The organism is Phocaeicola plebeius, from assembly GCF_003437535.1.
GTDB classification, from domain to species: domain Bacteria; phylum Bacteroidota; class Bacteroidia; order Bacteroidales; family Bacteroidaceae; genus Phocaeicola; species Phocaeicola plebeius_A.
Genome location: NZ_QSQT01000012.1, coordinates 21,454 through 45,864, shown reverse-complemented (window position 1 = coordinate 45,864; position 24,411 = coordinate 21,454). Strand labels below are relative to the sequence as shown.

Below are 24,411 nucleotides of genomic sequence, written 5' to 3'. Positions count from 1 at the left end.
GTGAATGTTTCCTTATAAATCAAGGAGTTAGTAAATCCAACTCAAAATTAATATCCACTTTTATTCATTTACTTATAAAACAGAACATTATGTCACTTAAATATTCAAGCACAACAGCAGACTATCTTGTTTGGTCAGATGCAATGAATCTTATTAGGAAACTGGCAAAAGATGATAATTATAAAATATCACTTCTTATAGCTTTAGGTTGTTTCACAGGATTAAGAATTTCTGATATTCTGGCTTTAAGATGGAAGCAGATAATAGATACAGACGAATTTACTGTAATTGAGAAAAAGACAGGTAAGGTAAGAACCATAAGACTGAATCCCCAGCTACAGGAACATATCAGAGAATGTTACGAACATATAAAACCAGTTGGAATCAATGCACCCATCTTAGTAAGTCAGAAAGGTACAGTCTTTTCAGTCCAGAGAATAAATATCATTCTTAAAGAAGTGAAGAAGAAATACAAGCTAAAGATTAAGAACTTTTCCTGTCATTCACTTAGAAAGACTTTTGGTAGACAGGTCTATAATATGAACTGTGATAATTCAGAACTTGCTTTAGTAAAGCTGATGGAACTGTTCAATCATAGTTCTGTTGCCATTACTAAAAGATACTTAGGATTAAGACAGGAAGAAATCTTGCAGACTTATGAATCATTGAGTTTCTAAATAACAGGTAGGACAAATAAAGAACAAGGTTAGCTTTATATACCCCAATCAAAGTTTGTCCTACCTAAATTTTAAACTCCAGATATACCTAAAGTCCGATTATTTGTGTTTGGCATTTCAGCCTTATAGTAATAGGTCAAATCCATAAGTTTTTAGACTTTAAAGCCAACTTAACTCTTATAATCCATACTGGAGATAACTGTTTGTAAATAGCCAAAGATATGTTGGGATAAAGACGAATAATGTTTGATAGCAGAAGATTTACTATTTATCCCTACATCGTATAGAATTATTTAAAACCTTTCGCTAACTTTGCAACAATTCCAGTGAGTTATAGTGTTAGCAAGCTGAAAGGACATAATTAACGAAAGGTGTTATTGAAATTATCTTCTACATTCAAACTTCGCAACTTTGAAAACTAGCATGAAGATGGTAGCAATAGCACCCATACTTGATATATACCTACCTTATGTTTATAAGGTTTCTATATACTGCTTGGTGTGGGGCTATTGTTTTATTCATGCTAGAGGTAGTGCGAAGACCTGAATGTAGAATAAAGCAATATAGTGTCCTCACACCTTTTTTATTTATTGCTTATTCAAGGGGACAGGTGAGCGCATAATATTTATTGCAATGAAAGAGCTATTTCAAGTCTTAGATAGAGAGGATAGAATCTCCATCCTTAAACTGCTGTCATTATTAATAAAAGAATCTAATAAGTCCACCTATAACGATAACAGCGATTGGATTTTGGCTTTTAATGAAGCTGGATTTAGAACTGATGACATCAACATTAATGAAATATTGTCTAATATTGATATGGACGTTTATAATAGTCCACTAAAAGATTGGCAAGTTCAATCACTTAACTCAATATGTTTTCTGGAAAATATTTTAATCTTTAGATATGTTCCAGACGATGAAGCCAAGGAAATTATCTATATGGAACGAGAAGCAAAAACCTATCGTAAAATAGATAAAGATAGACCATTTCCTCTTTGTCCCTTACCTTTAATGCCAGAAGAAGTACTTAGAATTATGACAATTCGAGTATTAAAACTATTTCGTAATGACACAAACATTTGGTTTGATGTAGAGAACCTACGCATTACTTTAAGTAAAGGACTGGATAACTCATATTTATATTTCAATGAACAAACTAATGAATTTGATATTTGGTTTGAAGATTCATTCATGAGATATGTTGGAGGGATAGAGTGGAATACTCCTAATAATCCATATACCACAATGTTTGTCAATCAATGGTTTAAGACAGGAACAAAAATCGTACTTGATGAACTATTTGAGGGATTCTCTGCAAATGGTTTAGACATCAGATATAATGCAAATGTTGGGTTAGGCTTACATATCATCATAAAATTGAATTAATGGATATATTTTCAGTTTTTGTCACAGGATTCTTTGTTGGGGGACTTATTATATTTCTTATCATAAATAGTACAAAAGATTAAAACCCAATCTATAATGAAATCAATAATACATATAATAATGATAATCTTGACTTTATGCTCTTATGGATGTAAGAGTGATAAAGACGAGTTTAAAATAACAGATGTACAATTTAAGAATAATATTTTTAAACCATTGTACATGAATTATGATTATGGAACTCCTATTTGCAACAAACAGGACTTAGAAAAATATAGACTAAAAAGATTAGGACAAAAAATAAGAGTTACATATTACGATAAATCTATCAGACTTGAGATTCTTGATGCCAGCAATAACAAAGAGTTCATCCTTGATTATAAAGGGAATGGGAAATATTCTGGTGATGGAATAGATGCCATTATCGATGAAAAAACATTTAATAATAGCATTACAATTAACATCAATGCACAAGTTGAATTAGATGTAGACCTCACTATCTTTAAAAAATATGAGAAAGCTAAATCTGAACCGTCCCAAGGTTGGGAAGGATTAAACGAAAATTACTGGCTGATGACCAATAAAAGCATTATAATTACAGCAAAAAAATAAACACATTTTAAACTAAATCATCTACAATGAAAATATTAAACTTCTTAGCTGCTTTTCTGTTGTTCACACTATGCACTAATGGATATTGTTACAATAATAACAAAACAATATACAAAGAAGAGGCTACAATACCTCAAGACGAAATTAAAATAATCAGCACATTTACTGTAACCGCCAAAGTCGCAAGAATTTCAGGTATCTTTCCTAATCAATATCTTAAATACACAAATCAAGTGACCTTAACAATTGCTATATACAGCAATAGTGTAGCTTCTGTTATAGCCGTTGGAAATAAGCAATTAGGAATCCCATTGCCAATAAGAGTAGCAGCCTTCCAAGATGATTACACTTTCGAATGTTCGGATAAACAAAATGATGTAATCTATTGCTTTAACACCTCTAAGCTACAATAAATATGAAAAGACAGCATCATTAATAAAAGAACAGCATTTGAGACTAAAAACTCTTATGCTGTTTTTCTTTTATAGAGCTACTACATTTTAAGGAAATATCCAGATTATAAACCCCAAGAAATAAAATGTCGTACCAATCATGGAAGTTAAAAAAGGAATAACTATCTTTGTTTTGAACTCATAAACATAAGATTTATGGAATATATAAATGAATTTCACAAAGAATGGATAGAACGCACTCGCCAATCAATAGCATCTTGGAGCAAGCAGCCTATATCGCTAGAAGAAAAAAGGAAACAGCAGGAACGCTTGAACCAACAGAGAGCTATAAGAGAGGGCAAACAAAAGAGCTGATTGACTTCGCCAAATCCAACAATTTATGGATTTCTCTTTCTGAACTAAATGTTGAATTTCTTAGTAAAGGTGGAGAAAACGAAGTCTATACAGGAAATAAAGATAATATCGTTATTAAACTGAATAATTTTGAATACGCAGGTGATGATTTGGAGAATTTCTTCATCCGCATAAATGCACACAACAAATTATTTGGTAACGTACCTTATCAGATGATAGGTTTCGCCTATAATAGCCAACAAGAATTCTGTGCAGTTCTTATACAACCTTACATTTTGGCTGAACGAGAAGCTACAGAAGATGAAATAGCTACCTATATGAAAGCATTAGGCTTTGAAATGGACTATTACGACGAATATCATAATTCAGAATATGAAGTGTTTGATGTAGTTCCTAACAATGTACTTTATGGCATTGACGGTGATTTATACTTTATCGACACTCAAATCAGAACACGGTCTTAATCCAAATATGGATTTCTCTTACAAACGGAATTGCATTGGGAATTTGACCATAATGCAGCCCATTTTTATAATTAGTTCTTTTATTTATTTACACGGAGTTTATCTATTGCCACTATAGATTTGATTTATAGTTAATTAAGCTGGTTACAGGGATGCTCGGTCCTGCTTCTTACGGTATGACAGATACTATGGGTCGTATGCACTCAGATGCGCAATTTGCGGGCTCGTCATCAGTTCCTGCTCACGTAGAAATGATGGGATTCCTGGGTATCGGTAACAACCCGATGGTAGGTTGTACAGTAGCTTGCGCAGTTGACGTTGCTACTGCTTTGAATAAGTAATCTATACTTAATCAAGATAATAAATCCCTGTAACTCCATGAGTTATGGGGATTTTTATTTTTTTATCCATGCTGAAAAGCCATTCATACATCCACAAAAAAGAGGCCGAATCCCAATGCGTTTCGACCTCTTCATCTATTCTGCCAAATTAAAATTCTTATTCTGCAGTCTTTTCAACCGGTTTTTCAATGCCCTCACTGGTAGCACGCTCTTCCATACGCTTGATTCTTAAATCGAGATCCGGATGTGTGGAGAACAACTGATTCAATTTACTGGAAGATGAACCACCACTCTGTTCCTGCAAGGATTTCAATTTCTGGAATGAAAGCGCCATGGCCCAGGGATTCTTCCCTGCTTTTTTCAGAAACTCATATCCGTAATCATCTGCTGCACATTCCTGCTTCTGAGAATAGCGGGCATTCACCAGCGCCTCTGTCAAGTCGCCCAACTGTGAATCGGTCAATGTAGCAGCCTTTCCACCCTGAGAAGAAATACCGTCTTTCAATGCCGAAGTAAGCAATGCCGTACGGAAACCTTTTTTAGAATCCCGATGAGCCACATGACCGATTTCATGTCCTATCACGCCCAATAGCTCTTCATCGCTCATAATGTCCATCAAAGAAGAAAAGACACGTACGCTACCGTCAGCACAGGCAAACGCATTGACATCGGTCACATAATACACCTTAAAGTTCAAAGGGATACCGTCTGCGTCTCCTAATCCTTCAGTCAACTTCTTCAGGCGAATGGTATATTCATTGTCATCTGCGCAAACCTGATTGTTGGCATCCATCCAAGTGATATACTCTTTTACGTATTCACCCATCTGCTCATCGGTCAACGTCACAGCTTGAGTGGCTTTCACAGCCCCACTAATCGCTTTCTTCAGATTAAACTGCGCCATGACCGGTACGGACGATACTGCACACATCAGGCACACAATTGCTTTCAAAAACACTCTGTTCTTCATAAAACTTTCATTTAGATTGGTTAGTCATCATTTATGTTGTTTTTAATAGTTTTCGGAAAAAACACCCACCATAAATACACAATGCTCCTATTACGACAAGACCTCCCCCAAACACTCCTTCCGAAACAGGCAGATGAACCTCTCTTGGACGTTCAGGATGATACCATACTGAAATCTCATCTCCCTTCCTTGTAAAAGGCCAGTGACTGGTTCTGGTCACAGATAAGTCCCCGTATTTTTCTGTGGAATAAATGACAGTCATCTCAGTATCGTATCTGAGTTTACGATGGCGGTAATTCTTCTTGGTTTCGACTCTCTGTACAATTCCCACTGTATGATGGCAATTCCGGGCGGCCCTGCATAAGGGATACAATTCGGCGACTCCCGCAGAAAGTAAAATGAAGCCCACCACAAGCATCACCCAGGGAATTATTCGGATACGTGTATTCATAAGATAAGTTTAGTTTATACAAAGATATAGAATTACACGTATATCCCTATTCCCAAAAGGAAAAAATGAAAACAGAAAATTACCACAAATTCATTTACGGTAATATTGTGCCAATGAAAAAGCGCGCCGGAGCGCTATGCGAGTGCAAACGAACGCACATAAAGGACCTGTAAAAAACAGGACTCCGGTGGAGACCATAATATTTCCCAGTCCTACAAGCGGAGACACCACACCGCCAAAGGCAAACCCCAATGCCCCCAGCAAGGCCGATGCCATACCCGCATTTGCCCGTTCACTATCCATCGCCAAGGTATTGGATGCGGTAAAGGTGAGTCCTAACATGGAAAGTAACGCCAAAAGCAGCACTTCATAAATCCAGAAACTGCAACCGGCACACAATGCCACACACAAAAGGAAAGAAGCGATTACCATTCCGACACTTCCCCTATATAAAGCTTGTTCCGGATGGGCAAACCTAACAGCCGAAGTCGCAGAAATGACAATGGCTATGGCATTAGCTCCAAAACAGATGCTGAACATCAAAGGCGAAAAGCCATAATGCTCCTGCATAATAAAAGGAGAGGAAGCAATATTGGCAAACAACACCCCCTGGGCAAAACCAAACTGAAGGATATAACATACATACCGACGGTTGTGAATGACGGTAAGAAAACTCTTATACACATCTGCCCAACGTGCATTCTGGCGACGTACAGCCGGCAGGGACTCCGCAAAATGCAGACTTCCGAGCAACAACAATATACCTAATCCGAACAATACCCAGAAAATGCCGTGCCAGCCTACACTTTCGGCCATTCCTCCTCCAGCCACAGGAGCCGCCACCGGAGCCACTCCATTGATAGCGCCAATAATAGCCAGCATCTTTGCCAGTTCCCTGCCGGAATACTTATCGGCTGCGATGGAACGTGAAATCACAATTCCTCCGGCACCCGCTATTCCTTGCACCACTCGCCAGCCCACAAACTGCATGATGGTCCGTGAATAGAGACATCCCAATGTAGCCAAAAGAAACAGACACATGGCCACAATCAAAGGAAGCCGGCGACCATACTTGTCACTCAGCGGACCAAAGAACAATTGCCCGACAGCCAATCCTATCATGCTGGCCGTCAACCCTAATTGCACCTGTGAGGAAGTGGTATGAAAATAGTCAGTCATGGCAGGCAGAGTAGGCAGATACATATCGGTTACAAACGGGCCAAATGCGGTCAATATACCTAAGAATACGAGAATAAATAATTGAGAATTACTTCTTGTCATAATGTCCTTCTTTAAAACGCTGCAAAATTAGACATTATGAAGAAGTTTTCACCTTCCTTTTACCGCACAAAACTTTTCAAAATCGGAACTAGCTCCTCTTTTTATCGAAGAAAAACCGTATTTTTGTTTCATAAAATCATCTTCACATGGATATTTCCTTATTATCATCTCTCACCGCCATCCATTATGACGAAGGCAATCTGGCTTTTCTGAAAGCCTCCCTGCTCCATTTCGACTGTGGCATCCAACTACAATGCACCAGCGGAGAAGGTATTCTCTCCACCGGTGCACAGCAATTTCACCTACACAAAATGTCAGAACTTATTTTCTGGGAAGGAAGTATCATGCAACTTATAGAGGCATCCGATGATTTTCATGTCCGCTTCCTGCTTTATCCCAAGAAGCTCTTTCTACAGGCAGCCATTTCACTCGACACCACGTATTTCAACTACATGAGAGAGTTTCCACAATACAACCACGAAGAAGAGAGCTGGAAAAACATCAGCCTATGGATGAACATGGGACAGCTGCTTTTTACCCAGCCTCCTTCTGCATTCAGCGAACGGCTGGAACTGAATTTCCTGCAAGGTATGCTGATGTGGATTTTCAGTTCCATCCCCGACACGTACGTATCAGTGGCCGAATCGTACACCCGGAAGCAACTCTTGTTTCACAAGTTCATGCACCTGATTCACGAACATGCCGCACAAATGCATCAGGTATCGTTCTATGCCGGACAGCTCTGTATCTCTCCGCGTTACCTGCACGAAATTACGGAAACCTACTCCAACGGAAAGACTCCGAAAGCACTTATCGACGAACAGCTGACTGCCGAACTGAAAGTCCTGCTCAACAATCCGGCTTTATCCATTGCAGAAATAGCCTCTCTCTGTCAGTTTCCGGATTCTTCTTACCTGAGCCGTTTTTTCAAGAAAAATACCGGTATCTCTCCCAAAGAGTACCGCACGCAAAAACAGCCCTGAATTACAGGAGTCCGCTTTCCATTTCATTACGAACTGCTGCCATCATACCTTCCACTTGCGCCAGGGCAAACATACGTCCGTAGAAAGAGTAACCGGGATTGTATCCTTCTTTTTCATCTCCCAGCATCGTACGTCCATGGTCTACTCGCATGGGCAGTCCGGGATTTTCTTTCTCAAAAATACGGATTAACTCTAGCAGATGACCTCTTCCTTCCAGATGTGATGTCTCTCTGAAATCTCCTTCGGGCAATATTTCCGTACTGCGAAGATGGACAAAGTGGGTTCTCCGGGCAAAACGGCGGGCCAGTTCACGGGTATCATTCTGGCTTCCGGAGCTCAAGGAACCGGCGCAGAAAGTCAGTCCGTTATGCGGATTGTCCACGGCATTCAACAGCCAGTCGATGTCTTCTTCACTGGTGACAATACGCGGAAGGCCGAGCACCTGGAAAGGAGGATCGTCCGGATGAATGCACAGATTGACTCCATACTCATCGCACACCGGCATCACTGCTTTCAGGAATTCACACAGATTTTCTCTCAGCTTCTGGCGGTCTATTCCTTTATATAATGCAAGCAGTTCGCGGAACTTACGGACGGGGTATTGTTCTCCCTCCTGAATGTTACCGTCGATAAACCCTTGCGTTTTTACAATAATCGTATCTATCAGTTCGGCCTTTTCCTCAGGAGTAATACGGCAGTCCAGTTCTTCCACCTTCTGCAGTTCTTCAGGAGAATAATCACGCTCCGCTCCTTCACGCTGCAAAATCTTCAAGTCGAAATAGGCAAAACGTATCCGGTTAAAATAAAGCGAAGAACTTCCGTCGGGCAAGGCATAATGCAGGTCTGTACGTATCCAGTCGATGACCGGCATAAAGTTGTAGCATACAGTCTTCACTCCGCACTTCCCTAAATTAGCCAGACTGATTTTATAATTCTCTATCAAGGCATCACGCTCAGGGCCGCCGTACTTGATAGCCTCGCACACCGGAAGGCTTTCTACAACCGACCATCTCATGCCGTACGATTCAATATAGTTTTTCAGGTCATTAATTGCCTCTGTGCTCCAAACCTCCCCGTTGGGTACCTCGTGAAGCGCCGTCACAATGCCTTCCACTCCAATCTGCCGAAGCATGGAAAGCGTGATGCGGTCTTTCTTACCAAACCATCTCCAAGTCTTTTCCATCGTTACCGTTCCCTTAAATTATACTCCACTGAATGAACTGAATCCTCCGTCGATGGGCAAAGTAACTCCCGTAATGAAACTGGCCGCCTCACTGCACAGGAACTGTACGGCTCCATTCAGTTCTGAGATGTCACCAAAACGCCTCATCGGAGTCTTAGCTATGACTTTCCGGCTACGTTCCGTCAGCGAACCGTCAGGATTTATCAGTACGGCACGATTCTGGTTGCCGATAAAGAAACCGGGGGCAATGGCATTCACGCGAATCTTCTCACTGAACTTCAAGGCCATTTCCTGAGCCATCCAGCGAGTGAAATTCTCTACTGCACTCTTGGCCATGGAGTAGCCCGGTACACGGGTAATGGCTTCATAAGATGCCATGGAAGACACATTGATAATACTACCACTTTTCTGTGCGGCCATAACTTCCCCGAACACCAGGCAAGGATATACCGTACCGTTCAGGTTCAAGTCTACCACCTTGTTCAAGTCTTCCACCTTCATATCGAACACGTGCTGCGTTTCGGTCAGCGTACCTCCCGGGATATTTCCTCCCGCTGCATTGACCAGAATATCTACCCTTCCCCACTGGGCCAACACTTTTTCTTTCACTTCCCGCAAACTGTCCATGTCGAGCACGTTACAGGTAAAACCGCAAACTTCTCCCCCGGTCTTTCTAAGTCTTTCCAACGCTTTTTCCACCCGGTCGGAATGTGCTCCAATCACTGCAACTTTGGCTCCAGCCTTCAACAGACCTTCAGATATGTTACTTCCCAATACCCCGGAACCGCCTGTAACTACAGCCACTTTTCCGGATACATCAAACAAACTGTTCATATTATGTCAATTTTTATCTGCCCCAAAGTTAGAGGAGAAATAAACATGAACATTTGCCAATTTTTGCAGGTTATTTGCGTAACTTTGCAGCATCTTACTTTTTCCTTTTCCTGACATGAGAAAGATACTCAACGAACAACTGGATATTACAGATGCCCACCCGCTGAAGGCCCGGTTCTACGATTACAAGAACTTCACTTATCCCTGGCATTTCCATAGTGAGTTTGAAGTGATTTACATCGAAAAGGGATATGGCCTGGGAATGGCAGGCGACGGTATGACCGATTTCTCCGACCAGCAATTGTTTCTTTTAGGTTCCAACCTTCCTCATTACCTGGAAAACGCACCGGAATACGACCTGAAGGAAGAATTAAGAGTGAACGGGGTTATCATCCAATTCGAAAAGGATTTCATGCAATATGCTTTCTCGCACTACAGCCAGTTTCAAGGTATCAATCGCCTGCTGGAAGAGGCACAAAGGGGGCTGCTGTTTTCACTATCCAATTGCACGGATAATATTCCGCAGATAATAAAGCGCATCCCGCAAAAAGAAGGGGTGGGACAAATAGTGGAGTTTCTGCAACTGCTGGATGCACTGACGCATCTTACTCCCCAAAAAGTCATCTCCTCTCCAGCCTATGACCCAGTCCCAGCACGGTTTAACGGACGAAAGATTGAAAAGGTCATGGCCTTCCTCAACAAGCATTACACCCAGCCAATCTGTCTGGAGGATGTAGCCTCATACGCTGCCATGAACCCAACTGCCTTCTGCCGTTTTTTCAAGGAAAACACCGGAAAGACATTCAGACAACATATCACAGACATGCGAATTGGCTATGCCTGCAAACTATTACTAAACGGGAAATGGAATATTTCAGAAATCAGTCTGGAATGCGGCTTTGAATCAGTCGCACACTTTAACCGGTGCTTTAAAAAGCATACAGGGATGACACCGACTTCTTATCGGAAGAAAATCCAATGAACGTTTGAATGAAGGCTTTTTTTTCCTAATTTATAGACACAAAAAAGTTGAACAACACTGTCCAACTTTCCTGAGCCTCTTGTCGGATTCGAACCAACGACCCCGAGATTACAAATCACGTGCTCTGGCCAACTGAGCTAAAGAGGCGGGTGGGTAAGCTTACCATATCGCGCCGCTACAACCAACTACCTTTGCTGCGATCAAGCCCTGGAGGATTCGAAGGGAGCTGGCCGTATGGGACTTACCCGTATTTCAACATGTTCTCGACAGACATCTTATCGATGTTTCTCGATTGCGGGTGCAAAGGTAGGCATTTTTTTTGAATACGCAATACCTTCATGAAAAAAAATATACCAAAATGGTAAAGAATATGATTTTTCAGTCTTTTTATATACCACAGCTCACTGAAAAAGACTACTTTTGTAACCATTATCAAACGTAACTATCATGACAACAGAAAGACCGATAACCTTACAGGAATACGCCATGCGGTTTGGAACTTACATGGGATTGTTCTGGATTTTCAAATTTATCTTCCTCCCCATAGGCTTTTCCATCCCGTTGCTTCAGCTCCTGTTTATCCTGATGACCCTCTTTGTACCGGTGTTAGGCTACATTTATGCACGCCGCTACCGCAACCAGTATCATGAAGGCAATTTTTCTTTCACTCAGGCTTTCAGTTTCTGCTTTCTGATGTATCTTTTTGCTTCTATCCTGACAGCGCTGGCACACTACGTGTATTTCCGCTTTATTGATCAGGGTTATTTGTTGAATACGTATCTGGACCAACTGGAAACTATAAAGGATTCCGTAACCGGCGACATGAAGATTTCCGTAGAACAACTTATCGGCAGTCTGAATGTCATTTCTTCTCTCAGTTCTTTGCAACTGACCTTTCAGCTGCTTTCGCAGAATTTCTTCTATGGAATCCTGTTAGCCATTCCCACCGGTCTGGTAGTCATGAAAAAGAAAAACTAATCGCTTTAGCAATATAAATATGGATATATCTGTAGTCGTACCTCTATATAATGAAGAGGAGTCCTTACCCGAACTGTATGCTTGGATTGAACGCGTAATGCATGAGCATCATTTTACCTACGAAGTTATCTTTGTAAATGATGGTAGTACAGACCACTCCTGGCAGGTCATCGAAGAGCTTAGCCGGAAGTCAAAAGAAGTGAAAGGCATCAAGTTCCGCCGTAATTATGGAAAATCACCTGCCTTATTCTGCGGATTCAAGAAAGCAGAGGGAGATGTAATCATCACCATGGATGCTGATTTACAGGACAGTCCGGATGAGATTCCGGAACTTTACCGCATGATTACAGAAGACGGCTATGACTTGGTTTCCGGATGGAAACAGAAGCGCTATGACCCGCTGTCGAAAACAATCCCGACCAAACTATTCAATGCTACTGCACGTGCGGTTTCGGGAATACATAATCTGCACGACTTCAACTGCGGACTGAAAGCCTATCGCCGGGACGTAGTGAAAAACATTGAGGTGTACGGCGAAATGCACCGCTACATTCCCTACCTGGCTAAAAATGCCGGTTTCAACCGTATCGGAGAAAAGATTGTACATCATCAGGCACGCAAATATGGAAAGACCAAGTTCGGACTGAACCGTTTCGTCAACGGATATCTGGATTTGCTTACCTTGTGGTTCTTGTCTACCTTCGGCGTGAAACCGATGCACATCTTCGGCTTCTTAGGTTCCATCATGTTCATCCTGGGATTTATCGCTGTCGTTGTAGTAGGCGCTACCAAGCTCTATGACATGTATTGCGGCAATCCTTATCGCCTGGTAACTGAAAGTCCCTATTTCTACCTGGCACTTACCACCATGATATTAGGGACCCAGCTTTTCCTGGCCGGATTTATCGGAGAACTGATTGCACGCAATTCTCCTGAAAGAAACAACTATCAAATCGAGAAAGAAATTGAATAATGAAGAAACTACCGATTGTATTAGGTATCCTCTTGGTGGCAGTCGTTTCCTTTTTCCCAGCTTGTGAAGTGGAAAACTGTCCGCCCAATGCACTGGCGTATGCCCAGTTTGCATTTGTTGACCAATATGGACGGTCTGTGCAGTACACCGATACACTGACGGTCATCGGGCAGTTGGAGACCGCTGATACGACAATTTACGACACGCTGATTAATAAGTCAACCAACACAAGTACGCTCAGCCTACCGCTCAGCTACGGAGAACAAACCCGGTTTATCCTTCAGTATGCCAACCGCCAGCGAGACGTCCTTACAATCACCCACCGCAATATTCCTTACTTTATCAACCTGGATTGCGGTACCATGATGTTTTATGAAGTCACCGGTGCGGAAACTACTACCCGTATGCTCGATTCGCTTGTCATTACCAATCCGAACATAGATAATTATGAGAAAGAGAATTTCAAGATATATTTCACTATTTCTGATACTAACGAGTAGCTGTCTTTTGCTTTCTCCCTTGCAGGCACAGAAACCGGGCGTACATAAAGCAACTCCCGCAGAGATTAAAAAGGAAGACAAGAAGAAAGCTGAGCCGACAGAGTCTGTCCCGTTCTATCAGGGCACGAGCATAGGAGTGGAAATTGCCGGACTGGGAAGTTACCTGTTAGGCAGCGACATTCTGAATACTGAAATTGCCGTACAAGCCAACTTGAAAAATCGCTTTCTTCCCGTCATTGAAGTGGGATACGGAAAGGCAGATGCCATAAATGACGGAAACAACCTGCACTACAAGACTTCCGCTCCTTACTTCCGTATCGGAATGGATTATAATGTGTTTTACAAAAAGACACATCTCCCGGGTTATTTGTATGTGGGTCTTCGCTACGGCATGAGTTCTTTCAGCTATGATGTAGACGGCCCCAGCATGACCGACCCCAACTATGGTGGAGAAGTCTCCTATCCGTTTGCTTATTCCGATATGAAGAGCAGAGCCAGCTGGCTAGAAGGAGTGCTCGGACTTAAAGTGAAAATATACAAAGGTTTCTGCATGGGCTGGAGCGTGCGATATAAAATGAGAATGAACGTGGAAGGTCATGACAATTCCATTCCATGGTATGTGCCCGGATTCGGGAAAAATGCCGGGAGCAGCTTTAACTTGACGTATAATCTCATTTACAACTTACCCTTCTGATTCACATGAATTTAATCGAAACCATCTTATTGTCCGTCAGTCTGGCTATCGACTGTTTCACCGTATCCGTAACCAGCGGAATTATTTTGCACCGCATTCAATGGGGCACGTTTTTACGAATGGCTTTTTTCTTCGGACTCTTTCAAGCACTAATGCCCTTCTTGGGATGGTTAGGTGCCAGCCGTTTCCAGCATCTGATTGAAGCCTACGACCATTGGATTGCCTTTGCCCTATTGGCATTTTTAGGTATCCGCATGATACGTGCGCAGTTTAAAGAAGAAGAGACTGCTTCCTTCAACCCTACCAGCCTGAAAGTGACACTGGCATTGGCTGTAGCCACCAGTATTGATGCATTGGCCATCGGTATCTCGTTTGCCTTTGCCGGATTCAAACAACTGGAAAGTCTTTGGATGCCTCTGACCAGTATTGGAATTGCCTCTTTCGTACTCTCACTGGCAGGAAGCCTCATCGGCGTATTCTTCGGCAAGCGTTTTCACCTGCGGGTGGAAATCTTCGGGGGACTGGTGCTGATTGGCATCGGTATCAAAATATTAGTAGAACATTTATTCTTGCAATAAAATCATGAACAAAAACAACTTAAAATGGCAGTTGCCGTTTCTTGTATTGCTCATCGTAGGAACGGTACTGATTCTGAGAAAACAATCTCCTTACCAGACCGACCAGGGACTGGTATTCGGTACGGTATATAAGATTACCTACCAGTCATCTGAGAACCTGAAAGCGGAAATTGAGAAAGAACTGCAAAAGGTGGACAATTCCTTGTCGCCGTTCAACAAGCAGTCGGTCATCACGCATATCAACCACAATACAGACATGCGTGCCGACAGCCTGTTTGCGTATGTGTTCAATCTGGCCAAGACTATCTCCAACGAGACCGGAAAAGCCTATGATGTCACCGTAGCCCCACTGGTCAACGCATGGGGATTCGGGTTCAAACATTCCCAGTTTCCCGATTCACTGACCATCGACAGCCTGCGCCAGTTCGTGAGTATCGACAAGATACAGCTGAATGCAGAGGGAGAAGTCGTCAAGGCCGACCCGCGCATGATGCTCGACTTCAGCTCGATTGCCAAGGGTTTCGGCGTGGATTGTGTCGCCCGGCTGTTCGACCGCAAAGGCATCAGGAACTACATGATTGACATCGGCGGGGAACTGGTGCTGAAAGGACAAAACAGTAAAATGGAGCCTTGGCGTATCGGAATCAACAAACCCATCGACGATTCCCTGTCCGTCAACCAGGAACTACAGACCGTATTAGAAATTACCAATGCCGGTATGGCTACTTCGGGCAACTACCGCAATTTCTATTACAAAGACGGAAAGAAGTATGCACATACCATCGACCCTCGCACGGGATACCCGGTACAGCACAATATTCTTTCATCTACCGTCATCGCCAAGGACTGTGCCACAGCCGATGCCTACGCCACTGCCTTCATGGTACTGGGACTGGATTCAGCCAAGGCCATCTGTAGTGCCCATCCTGAGCTGGATGCCTATTTCATCTACTCGGACAAAGACGGGAAATTGCAGACTTACTCCACTGAGGGTATGAAGAAATACATGCGAAACTAAAAAAGGCCTTGTCCAAGACAGGATATAAAAAATGCCGGAACGTAAAAAATACGCTCCGGCATTTTTTATCTTATCAAGATACTACACCAGCCTTCTTCAGGCAAAAATACCCGTAACAATCTTCTTTTCCCAGTACTTCTTAGGAAGTACTGCAGTACTGCCGTGAAAGTAGCAGAGTACTGATTAGAAAGTACTGGAGTACTGCCAAGGAAGTACTGACACATCCCAGTCGTTCAAGAAAAGACCTTGTAATTATCCTAATACATTTCCTAAATAGAGGAAGAACATACCAATCAGCACTAAAATCAAATCAACCACCTTGCTCTTCAGGTTCTTCTCGCGGAATATCATGGCACCAAACAGGAAGGAAACCACCACGCTTCCCCGTCGCACCATAGACACGATGGAAATCATGGCTCCGTCCATACCAAGCGCATAGAAATACACGAAATCAGCCGCCGACAAGAATACGGAAATCAGGATAATGCACCAGTCCCAGTGAAACGGTGTACTGCTTTTCCGCTTGGGCCACCACAAGAACATCAGCACTCCTCCCATCAGGAAAAGCTGGTACACATTGTACCACGCCTGTACCACCATGTTGTTGAAGCGTCCCATCAGGTATTTATCGTACAAACCACTGACAGCACCTAACACAGCCGCCAGCACCACAAACCAAATCCATTTGTCGTGCTTGAAATCTATTCCTTCTTTCTTTCCCGAACGGCTCAGCATGAAAAACGAAATGATAGCCATCAGCACACCAATCCACTGGTACACATTCAAGCGTTCACCAAATATCAGCAAGGCACCTACCAGCGTCATGACCGGACGGGTAGCATTGATGGGGCCGACAATGGTCAAGGGCAGGTGTTTCATACCAAAATAACCGAACGTCCACGAAGAAAGCACGATAAACGATTTCAGGATAATGAACTTATGCACCTCCCAACCTGCTGAAGGCACGTAAAAAAGCGTATCCTGCAACGCCTCCGGATGAAAGTACGAAACTAAAATAAACGGTAAAAAAATCAGACTCGAAAACAGCGTGTTCAGTCCCAGTACCGGAAGAACCGCATTGTTTGCCAATGATTTTTTCTTGAAGACATCATAAAAGCCCAGCAACGCCGCTGAGCAAAAAGCCAGTAATAACCACATGTTTTCTTGATTTTTGTAAACCGCCGCAAAGGTACGACAAAAATCCCAAACTCATTGCACAATTCAAAAACTCTCTCTAACTTTGAATGAAATGAACGAACAGGTAATACAAAAACTAAAAATCCTGACTGAATCCGCCAAATACGACGTGTCGTGCGCTTCCAGCGGTACTTCCCGTAAAAACACACGGGGAGGAGTCGGTAATACAGTAGGAGGATGGGGCATCTGTCACAGCTTTTCAGAAGACGGACGCTGCATTTCCCTGCTCAAGATTATGCTGACCAACTACTGCATCTACGATTGTGCCTACTGCATCAACCGGGTAAGCAACGACATTCCACGGGCCACTCTTTCCGTTACGGAACTGGTGGAGCTGACCATGGAGTTCTACCGAAGAAATTATATAGAAGGACTATTTCTCAGTTCGGGAGTGGTACGCAACCCCGACTACACCATGGAACGCCTGGTACGGGTGGCCAAAGACCTGCGACTGGTGCACCGTTTCAATGGTTACATCCACCTGAAAAGTATCCCCGGTGCCAGTGAAGAACTGGTACGGGAAGCCGGACTATATGCCGACCGTCTCAGTGTCAATCTGGAGATTCCGACAGAAAAGAATTTAAAACTGCTGGCACCGGAGAAAGATCACCAGAGTGTGTATCTTCCGATGAAATACATTCAACAAGGCATACAGACCTATCAGGAAGAGCGCAAGCACTATCGTCACACTCCCCGCTTTGCTCCTGGCGGACAAAGTACCCAGATGATTGTAGGAGCCACCCCCGAAACAGACAAGGATATCTTGCAGGTATCTTCTTCGCTGTATGAAGAACCTACCATGAAACGAGTGTATTATTCAGGCTATATTTCGGTAAATACGTATGACAAGCGACTTCCTACCTTGAAGCAACCGCCTCTGGTACGAGAAAACCGTCTTTACCAGGCCGACTGGCTGCTGCGTTTCTATCAGTTCAAGGTAGATGAGATAGTGGACGACCAGAGTCCTAATCTGGACTTGGAGATTGATCCGAAACTGGCCTGGGCCCTTCGCCATCCGGAGTTCTTCCCCGTCAATATACAGACCGCCGATTATGAAGCCATCCTGCGTGTGCCGGGCATCGGAGTAAAATCGGCCCGCCTGATTGTGGCTTCCCGCCGTTTCTCCCGTATCGGATTTTACGAACTGAAGAAGATGGGAGCCGTCATGAAGAAAGCCAAATACTTCATCACCTGCAATGAGCTGCCCGAAAAGACCATTCATGAGCTAGGTGCCTACGGAGTACGGAAACTTCTACTCCCTACTCCCCGCAAGAAGATAGACGAACGTCAGCTGAGTTTCGACTTTGGAGATACAGAAGAAGCTGCCCCCACAAACGAGTGAAGGCAGCTTCCTTACTTTTATGCATTCTACATTTTCAGCGGATAGAAACTTCCATTACAGGCTGTTCCTTTATGGTATCCAATGGTACCGCTCTGTACTTGACACGCTGAAAATCAATCTTATTTAAATCAATGCTACGTATAGCAGAATTATACATGGTACGATAATAAATCATCCGATGCCGCATATCCGTGGCCGAAGTCCACTGTGTAGCACTTGGGATATTGACAGGCACTTTTCCTTCCGCAAACTCAATTCCCAATGGAATATCAAAGTTGTTCAAAATCTGAAATCCTTGAAGTACGGTCTGACGGGCATTATCCTGCACAGGAGCTGTAGCCTGATAAAAGGCAGCCCGCACAAAACGGGAGGGAGGAGTCACATCACCGGGAATACCCAAGAATCCGCTTCCAGCCCCGAAAGAACGAAGAGCCACATTCCCTAACGACTGAGGTTGGGCACTGCCCGGATACAGATTGACGTAATTATTCAGGTTGGTCAGTTGCCATTCAAATCCCGGAGAGTTAGTCAGTACTCCCAAGTTGTTTTCAAAGAAATGCAATTCACCGTCTACGATTTCCAATACCACCTGACGTCCTGACACATCGGCAAAACGCCAGTGTACAGTCGATGCACGCGGGTCAATGGCCACTACATGTACCTGCTTCAGGCTTTCCATCACTTCATCCACCGTCTTGCAGTTGCCTAATACCCAGGAAACCAACTGCAAATCGGCAATGGAAGACGATTTATACTCTGCTTTATACGCTTCATACTGTCCGTAATTCGGGAAATAGAACAGACCGGCAGAGAGACCTTCTTCGTTCAAACCTTCTGCCACAAACTCCTTTTGTTCTACCGCAAGGCCCACATATCCATATTTTGCCGTAAATTTCATGCCATCCTGTCCGCCGGGCACATACGACTGAACCGTATAGCCACGTGGCACCACCACATAGCAACTGTTCAAGTCACTTCCACCCCATTCAATGGTACGGGCAAGAATGCGTGTGCTGTCTTTTGCTGTCAAGGTGATACCTGTGCAAGCCTGAGCAGGCTGTGACTGGAAGACGGCCACTGTGGCCATCAGTCCCAAGAGCATAGATTTGTAATTCATCATTTAATCTGTTTTTATTATATAACAAAAAACTATTCCTTTTGTTTCAGTTTATCGTTTTTACTACTTTTGCTCCCTGAAATCCTCTATACACAAAGATACGAAATTCTCATAAACCATGACAGTTTTTCAATACGATTCCACTTTTGAAGGTCTGCTTACCGCCCTGTTCGATGCCTATTATCGCCGGACTTTTCCCGACCTGCTGCTTACAGAGAAGGAACCGCTTCCGCTTTTTCATGAGGAGGTACATCAGGTGGTAACAGATGCGGAAAAGACAGAACGGGTTTGGAAACTGTTATCACGTAAACTTTCCCGAAGAGCACTTGCCTCCCTTACCTATTGCTGGCTTTCGGAAACACCGGAAGCAGCCATGCTCCTTTTTCGCTACATGCGGAAAGTAATCGATGCACCGGCCTCTATCGAACAAAATTTCGCAGACCCAGATGTGTTAGGAGTGTATCAGCTCAGCAAAAAAGTAGCAGACGAGCGAATGAGAGTACTTCAGTTCATGCGCTTTCAAAAAACAGCCGACCAGGTATATTTCGGTATCATGGAACCTCTTTATAACGTCTATCCACTGACCATCTATCATTTTCGCGACCGGTTTGCCGACCAGCCATGGATAATCTACGATGCACGCCGTCGCTACGGCTACTATTACGACCTGAAAGAGGTTAACGAAATTACATTTGAAGACTCTCGTGCTGCCTTCCTGCGACATGGCAAGTTGGAAGATGAGCTGCTGGATAAAAATGAAAAGCTTTTCCAGGAGGGCTGGAAAAGCTATTTTCACAGTGTATGTATTCAATCCCGACTGAATCCCGTAAAACACAAAAAGGATATGCCGGTCCGTTTCTGGAAATATCTTACAGAGAAAGACTAACCCAGCGGGAATAATTCATCCGGATAGCCTATATCGACCAAAAAGAGTGCATGTCCCGGTACGGATGTACCTGCACTGCAGCGGTTCTTCTCTTCTATCACCTTCCGGAAACCTTCCACCGAAAGTTTGCCGCGTCCCACTTCTACCAGCGTACCAACAATGGCCCGAACCATATTCCGCAAGAAACGGTCTGCCTGAATGGTAAATACCCATTCCGTTTCGCTTACCTGCTCCCAGTGGGCGTGCATAATCTTGCAGTTATTGGTTTTCACATCCGTATGCAATTTACTGAAGCTCGTAAAATCCGTGTAATCGAACAAGGTCTGTGCTGCCTCATTCATCTTTGCAAAATCCAAAGGCTGGAACAAACGCCAGCAATATGCCCGGTTAAACGGATTCTTCTGTGTGGTAACGTAGTATTTGTACGTACGATAAGTCGCATCAAAACGGGCATGCGCATCCTGATTCACTCTCCGCACACGGTACACCGATATATCCGGCGGCAGCAAACGGTTCAGTTTATCCGTCACCGTATCTTCATCCAGCATCCATTCCACATCAAAATGTGCCACCATCAGGCGGGCATGTACTCCAGCATCCGTACGTCCGGCCCCCACCACTTCAATGGCCTCATCCCGCAAGAAAGTATGCAGCGCTTTCATCAGCGTTTCCTGCACACTGCTTCCGTTCGGCTGTATCTGCCAGCCATGATAGTTAGTACCGTCGTAAGCCAAATAAATGAAATATCTGAACATAACTTCTTGAATTATCGGGCAGTAATATGGAAACAACCTTGTTTCAATTCGTATTTCACATAACAGCGGTCTGCCTTACGAAGGTCACGCAATACTTCCGACAGCACCAGCTTCAATGTATCCGAACTTACATCCTGCATAGGACGACCATCGGGGTCTTCTACCTTCTCAAAACGCTTCCAGCTCACATCAAACGTAGTTCCATAAAAATGGCAGGAGTTCAGCGAAGCATTTCCGTTGGTTCTCCGCAGACGCTTTACGTCATCCTTCGTACGAGTCACGGACGTTACAATGATTTTATTGGGGTTCAGTCCTTTGTTTTCCAGTGAATCCAAGAAATTAACCCCGATGGTATCCAGCAACGCACTGGCCTGAGGTATCAGGTAGGGAATTGAATGCGTCAAAGAGTCCAGACCATACCGTTCACAAGCGGCAATTTCAATCAACCGGTCCTTCATTTCTTCCGCCTCTTCACGGGTACTGATAGGACGGATACCTATTTTCTTGGCTGTAGCCAGTTGCACATCATTCAAATCTCCAAACGAACGTTTATAGCTGATAACTCCCCTGATATTGCGCGGATTGTTCATTTTCATTGACATGTCCTTTTCCTTACATCCAGCCAGACAGATGCCAGCAAATAAAGCCACCGCCAGACATGACTTGATCAATAATTTCATTTCTTTTCCATTTTTAATTCCATGCAAAGATAGCATAAAAAGCAAGAAGCACAAAACCACCGAATAAAGGTCAGGACAATACACATTATTACTTTTGGTTATCACGCATAAAAAAATGTAAATAGGACATTCCATGGAAATCTTCTATCTTTGCGCCCGAAATAAAATCAAAATCACTAAAAACAAACTGATATGTTCAAGAAAGGAAACAGAGCCAATACCCTCCATGGTATTTTATTGATTGCATTATTTTCTTTTGCAGCCTTCTACATTGCCGAAATCCCCTTCGTGAAAAGTCTTTCTTTCAGTCCACTGATTGTGGGTATCATTTTGGGAATGCTTTATGCCAACAGCCTGCGCAACAAACTGCCTGAGACATGGGTTCCAGGTATCAAGTTCTGCACCAAGCAGGTGCTGCGTGCCGGTATCGTACTCTACGGATTCCGTCTGACACTGACACAAGTAGCCGCCGTAGGACTCCCTGCAGTGGTTATCGATACCATCATCGTAGCCGGTACTATTTTCCTGGGCATCTGGCTGGGCAAACTGATGAAAATGGACAAAGATACTTCTCTCATGACAGCTACCGGTAGCGCCATCTGTGGAGCAGCAGCCGTATTGGGTGCAGAACCGGTGGTAAAATGTGAAGGACATAAAACGGCCATTGCCGTATCTACGGTAGTCATTTTCGGAACCATTTCCATGTTCCTCTATCCGATTATGTACCGTGCCGGTATGCTGGATGCACTGGGAGATACGGGAGTAGCCATCTATACAGGAAGTACCCTGCATGAAGTTGCTCACGTAGCAGGAGCCGGAAATGCCATGGACCCGACCGATTCATTAGGAATTGCCGGAACAGCTACCATCACCAAGATGATTCGCGTCATGATGCTGGCACCGGTACTGGTCATCATGAGCTTTGCATTGGCAGGACGGAAAAAAGCAAATCCTGAAGGTAAAGCCGAAAAGAGCAAAATCACTATTCCCTGGTTTGCATTTGGATTCATCGGTATCATCTGTCTGAACTCCTTGCTGCAATACCTTACAGGAGCCGAGACCGTAAAAGATATTCCACTGAACGGTGCCATTGAGTACATCGATACCTTCATGCTGACAATGGCCATGACAGCACTGGGTACAGATACCAGTCTGGAGAAATTCAAACAAGCTGGTGCCAAACCGTTCTTGCTAGCAGGACTGCTTTACATCTGGCTGGTAGGCGGAGGATACCTGCTGACACAATATATCACTCCAATGTTTGAATAAAAGATTATCTTCAAAAACAATAAGGGCAGGCGTAAACAAATACACCTGCCCCTTATTGTTTTTACATGTTCCGATACTGCTTGGGCGACATGCCCGTATAACGTTTGAAGTATTTCCCAAAGAAGGAAATATCCGAAAAATTCAACGAATAGGCTATTTCCTGTACCGTCATATCCGTAGAACGAAGCTTAGCCTGGGCATCGCGTATGATAAACGAAGAAAGAATGTCGGTCAAGGTCTTTCCGGTAACTTTCTTCACCGTTGTACTCAGATGCTGTGGCGAAAGATGCAGCTTCTCGGCATAAAAAGACACATTGCGTTCCGTTTTATAATATTGCACAATAATACGAACCAGTTCCTTTACAATTTCCTGATTTCGATTGTATCTCGGTGAATCTTCTTCCTCTCCTCTTTTCTTGTATACACTGCCTAAAGAAAGAAGCAGCTGCGTATAAATCAAACTGATTTGCATTCCGCTCATTTCTTCTTTTATCTTCTGCCGGCGAATCAAGAGACGGATACTATCCCGGAACAGTTCATATACGTCTTTCTTCATCTCAATTACCGGTCGCTCAAAGATATAAGGAGTATACTCCACGGTATAAGAAAACAACTTGGCTCCTTCTATCAGTTTTTTGGAAAAACCGACAAAAATAAACCGGCAGTCCTTACTCTGCTCCTGAATCTGAAAAAATACTCCCGGGAATATAATGGCCAAAGACCCTTCTTTCAAGTCATAACATGTCAAATGGATTTTCACCCGGCAACTGCCTCTAAGACAGAGCAGAAAAGCACATCCCGGAAAAGGTGCCGAAGTCTGGAACAAGCGGTAAAAACCACCCGTCATGTCTATACCCGCCACCATATCCTGGCCTTCCGGTAACAAATCAAGTCTGTCAAATCGCTTCATTCCTTAATTTCTTCTATAGGTGTCACATCTTGTATGTTCTTGTTCTTTTTGCGGAAACGCAACAAACGGACCATATCCATCAATGCATATACAATGGAAGAAATTCCCAACACAATAAAGGGTATCTCAGCCGTGGCAAACGGATTGAACAGGACTGTGATTCCCGCCGCCAAAATCAATACGGGCACTATATATACCCCAAATGGAACCGGCATGAATGAACGTGCAGCAATCAGGTTAGCCAACTGACTGATACCGCCCAACACCAACAGAATGCCTAACACATACATCAGCACTCCGACAAAGAAAGAAGGCATGATAATCAGCCATACACCGAAAAGTGTACTGCCTAACGCAACTATAGGGAAAACCGGACGAGGAGCATCCGCCTTACTCTTGTTCAACAGGGCCAGATAAGAAAACAATCCGACCAGTCCGGGAATAAGGAACAACACCCCGATAGTAATTACCAAATAACTCACTGCTACATCTGGCCATGTGACCAATAATATACCGATAACTAATGCACAGAGCGAACTGACTAATGCATAATTCAAAGATTTCATACTTCGTCCATTTT

Annotated in this window: 26 protein-coding genes, 1 tRNA gene and 1 pseudogene; 17 read left to right on the top strand and 11 right to left on the bottom strand. The window is 43.5% G+C overall.

Annotated features, from left to right (window positions below; translation table 11 throughout):
- Window positions 1-89 precede the first annotated feature (89 nt).
- The 6 genes and pseudogenes from DXD04_RS07750 to DXD04_RS07725 form a co-directional block, all read left to right on the top strand.
- A complete protein-coding gene (locus tag DXD04_RS07750) occupies window positions 90-677 on the top strand; it encodes a tyrosine-type recombinase/integrase (RefSeq protein WP_117672358.1) in 588 nt (195 codons plus the stop codon).
- Between the two features lie 633 nt (window positions 678-1,310).
- Entirely contained in the window at window positions 1,311-2,066 is a 756-nt protein-coding gene (locus DXD04_RS07745; protein WP_117672356.1) for a hypothetical protein, read from the top strand.
- Window positions 2,067-2,162: 96 nt separating this feature from the next.
- Entirely contained in the window at window positions 2,163-2,678 is a 516-nt protein-coding gene (locus DXD04_RS07740; RefSeq protein WP_117672354.1) for a hypothetical protein, read from the top strand.
- A 26-nt stretch (window positions 2,679-2,704) separates the two neighbouring features.
- Window positions 2,705-3,091, top strand: coding sequence for a hypothetical protein (locus DXD04_RS07735; protein ID WP_117672352.1), 387 nt, complete (start codon window positions 2,705-2,707; stop codon window positions 3,089-3,091).
- Window positions 3,092-3,315: 224 nt separating this feature from the next.
- The gene (locus DXD04_RS07730) at window positions 3,316-3,909 is read left to right on the top strand and encodes a putative polyvalent protein kinase domain-containing protein (RefSeq protein ID WP_117672350.1); all 594 of its coding nucleotides are present in this window, start codon (window positions 3,316-3,318) and stop codon (window positions 3,907-3,909) included.
- A 158-nt stretch (window positions 3,910-4,067) separates the two neighbouring features.
- Window positions 4,068-4,250, top strand: a pseudogene (locus tag DXD04_RS07725) (GGGtGRT protein); the annotation flags it as partial.
- Between the two features lie 157 nt (window positions 4,251-4,407).
- On the opposite strand, the gene DXD04_RS07720 reads toward DXD04_RS07725, so the two are convergent.
- Together DXD04_RS07720 and DXD04_RS07710 are read right to left on the bottom strand one after the other, a co-directional pair.
- Entirely contained in the window at window positions 4,408-5,220 is an 813-nt protein-coding gene (locus tag DXD04_RS07720; protein WP_117672348.1) for a M48 family metallopeptidase, read from the bottom strand.
- Between the two features lie 541 nt (window positions 5,221-5,761).
- Entirely contained in the window at window positions 5,762-6,955 is a 1,194-nt protein-coding gene (locus DXD04_RS07710; RefSeq protein WP_181977467.1) for a multidrug effflux MFS transporter, read from the bottom strand.
- Window positions 6,956-7,098: 143 nt separating this feature from the next.
- Between DXD04_RS07710 and DXD04_RS07705 the strand changes: the two genes are divergently transcribed.
- Window positions 7,099-7,935 carry a helix-turn-helix transcriptional regulator gene (locus tag DXD04_RS07705; RefSeq protein WP_117672342.1) on the top strand — a complete coding sequence of 279 codons (837 nt, stop codon included), beginning with the start codon at window positions 7,099-7,101 and terminating at the stop codon, window positions 7,933-7,935.
- Between the two features lies 1 nt (window position 7,936).
- Here the strand turns inward: DXD04_RS07705 and uxuA are convergent, their stop codons facing one another.
- Both uxuA and DXD04_RS07695 read right to left on the bottom strand, forming a co-directional pair.
- Window positions 7,937-9,118 carry a mannonate dehydratase gene (gene uxuA, locus DXD04_RS07700; RefSeq protein WP_117672340.1) on the bottom strand — a complete coding sequence of 394 codons (1,182 nt, stop codon included), beginning with the start codon at window positions 9,116-9,118 and terminating at the stop codon, window positions 7,937-7,939.
- 18 nt (window positions 9,119-9,136) lie between these two features.
- Entirely contained in the window at window positions 9,137-9,952 is an 816-nt protein-coding gene (locus DXD04_RS07695) for an SDR family oxidoreductase (RefSeq protein WP_117672338.1), read from the bottom strand.
- A 115-nt stretch (window positions 9,953-10,067) separates the two neighbouring features.
- On the opposite strand from DXD04_RS07695, the gene DXD04_RS07690 reads away from it, so the two are divergent.
- The gene (locus DXD04_RS07690; protein ID WP_117672336.1) at window positions 10,068-10,934 is read left to right on the top strand and encodes an AraC family transcriptional regulator; all 867 of its coding nucleotides are present in this window, start codon (window positions 10,068-10,070) and stop codon (window positions 10,932-10,934) included.
- 73 nt (window positions 10,935-11,007) lie between these two features.
- Here the strand turns inward: DXD04_RS07690 and DXD04_RS07685 are convergent.
- Window positions 11,008-11,081 (bottom strand) — tRNA-Thr (locus DXD04_RS07685).
- A gap of 300 nt (window positions 11,082-11,381) precedes the next feature.
- Here DXD04_RS07685 and DXD04_RS07675 point away from each other — a divergent pair.
- Genes DXD04_RS07675 through DXD04_RS07650 form a run of 6 tightly spaced genes read left to right on the top strand, consistent with a single transcriptional unit; the run spans window position 11,382 to window position 15,675 of the window.
- Entirely contained in the window at window positions 11,382-11,912 is a 531-nt protein-coding gene (locus DXD04_RS07675) for a DUF4199 domain-containing protein (protein ID WP_007563080.1), read from the top strand.
- A 19-nt stretch (window positions 11,913-11,931) separates the two neighbouring features.
- A complete protein-coding gene (locus DXD04_RS07670; RefSeq protein WP_117672332.1) occupies window positions 11,932-12,885 on the top strand; it encodes a glycosyltransferase family 2 protein in 954 nt (317 codons plus the stop codon).
- Window positions 12,885-13,385 (top strand): DUF6452 family protein, encoded by a 501-nt coding sequence (locus DXD04_RS07665; RefSeq protein WP_022053608.1) that lies wholly within the window; start codon window positions 12,885-12,887, stop codon window positions 13,383-13,385. Before DXD04_RS07670 ends, DXD04_RS07665 begins: the two co-directional genes overlap by 1 nt.
- Window positions 13,333-14,079, top strand: a complete 747-nt coding sequence (locus DXD04_RS07660; RefSeq protein WP_117672330.1) for a DUF6048 family protein — start codon at window positions 13,333-13,335, stop codon at window positions 14,077-14,079. The genes DXD04_RS07665 and DXD04_RS07660 overlap by 53 nt, the downstream gene beginning before the upstream one ends.
- A 5-nt stretch (window positions 14,080-14,084) precedes the next feature.
- Window positions 14,085-14,657 carry a manganese efflux pump MntP gene (locus DXD04_RS07655; RefSeq protein ID WP_022053610.1) on the top strand — a complete coding sequence of 191 codons (573 nt, stop codon included), beginning with the start codon at window positions 14,085-14,087 and terminating at the stop codon, window positions 14,655-14,657.
- Between the two features lie 4 nt (window positions 14,658-14,661).
- Entirely contained in the window at window positions 14,662-15,675 is a 1,014-nt protein-coding gene (locus DXD04_RS07650) for an FAD:protein FMN transferase (protein WP_117672328.1), read from the top strand.
- Window positions 15,676-15,927: 252 nt separating this feature from the next.
- On the opposite strand, the gene DXD04_RS07645 is transcribed toward DXD04_RS07650, so the two are convergent.
- Window positions 15,928-16,833 (bottom strand): DMT family transporter, encoded by a 906-nt coding sequence (locus tag DXD04_RS07645; protein ID WP_007563094.1) that lies wholly within the window; start codon window positions 16,831-16,833, stop codon window positions 15,928-15,930.
- 91 nt (window positions 16,834-16,924) lie between these two features.
- Here DXD04_RS07645 and DXD04_RS07640 point away from each other — a divergent pair, with 91 nt between their 5' ends.
- Complete coding sequence (locus DXD04_RS07640; protein WP_117672326.1) at window positions 16,925-18,214, top strand: putative DNA modification/repair radical SAM protein; 1,290 nt, start codon at window positions 16,925-16,927, stop codon at window positions 18,212-18,214.
- A gap of 34 nt (window positions 18,215-18,248) precedes the next feature.
- On the opposite strand, the gene DXD04_RS07635 is transcribed toward DXD04_RS07640, so the two are convergent.
- On the bottom strand, window positions 18,249-19,316 hold the full coding sequence (locus tag DXD04_RS07635; protein WP_117672457.1) for a linear amide C-N hydrolase: 1,068 nt from the start codon (window positions 19,314-19,316) through the stop codon (window positions 18,249-18,251).
- A gap of 133 nt (window positions 19,317-19,449) precedes the next feature.
- Between DXD04_RS07635 and DXD04_RS07630 the strand changes: the two genes are divergently transcribed.
- A complete protein-coding gene (locus DXD04_RS07630) occupies window positions 19,450-20,217 on the top strand; it encodes a TIGR03915 family putative DNA repair protein (protein ID WP_117672324.1) in 768 nt (255 codons plus the stop codon).
- Here the strand turns inward: DXD04_RS07630 and truA are convergent.
- Together truA and DXD04_RS07620 are read right to left on the bottom strand one after the other, a co-directional pair.
- Window positions 20,214-20,972: a tRNA pseudouridine(38-40) synthase TruA gene (truA, locus tag DXD04_RS07625; protein ID WP_117672322.1), complete on the bottom strand. Its 759-nt coding sequence runs from the start codon at window positions 20,970-20,972 to the stop codon at window positions 20,214-20,216. The genes DXD04_RS07630 and truA overlap by 4 nt on opposite strands.
- Before the next feature lie 11 nt (window positions 20,973-20,983).
- Window positions 20,984-21,652 carry a DUF5715 family protein gene (locus DXD04_RS07620; protein WP_022053623.1) on the bottom strand — a complete coding sequence of 223 codons (669 nt, stop codon included), beginning with the start codon at window positions 21,650-21,652 and terminating at the stop codon, window positions 20,984-20,986.
- A 192-nt stretch (window positions 21,653-21,844) separates the two neighbouring features.
- Between DXD04_RS07620 and DXD04_RS07615 the strand changes: the two genes are divergently transcribed.
- On the top strand, window positions 21,845-22,921 hold the full coding sequence (locus DXD04_RS07615) for a YeiH family protein (RefSeq protein WP_117672320.1): 1,077 nt from the start codon (window positions 21,845-21,847) through the stop codon (window positions 22,919-22,921).
- A 61-nt stretch (window positions 22,922-22,982) separates the two neighbouring features.
- Here the strand turns inward: DXD04_RS07615 and DXD04_RS07610 are convergent, their stop codons facing one another.
- Window positions 22,983-23,831, bottom strand: coding sequence for a helix-turn-helix domain-containing protein (locus DXD04_RS07610; RefSeq protein WP_022053624.1), 849 nt, complete (start codon window positions 23,829-23,831; stop codon window positions 22,983-22,985).
- Entirely contained in the window at window positions 23,828-24,397 is a 570-nt protein-coding gene (locus tag DXD04_RS07605) for an HdeD family acid-resistance protein (RefSeq protein ID WP_117672318.1), read from the bottom strand. The genes DXD04_RS07610 and DXD04_RS07605 overlap by 4 nt, the downstream gene beginning before the upstream one ends.
- Window positions 24,398-24,411: the final 14 nt, after the last annotated feature.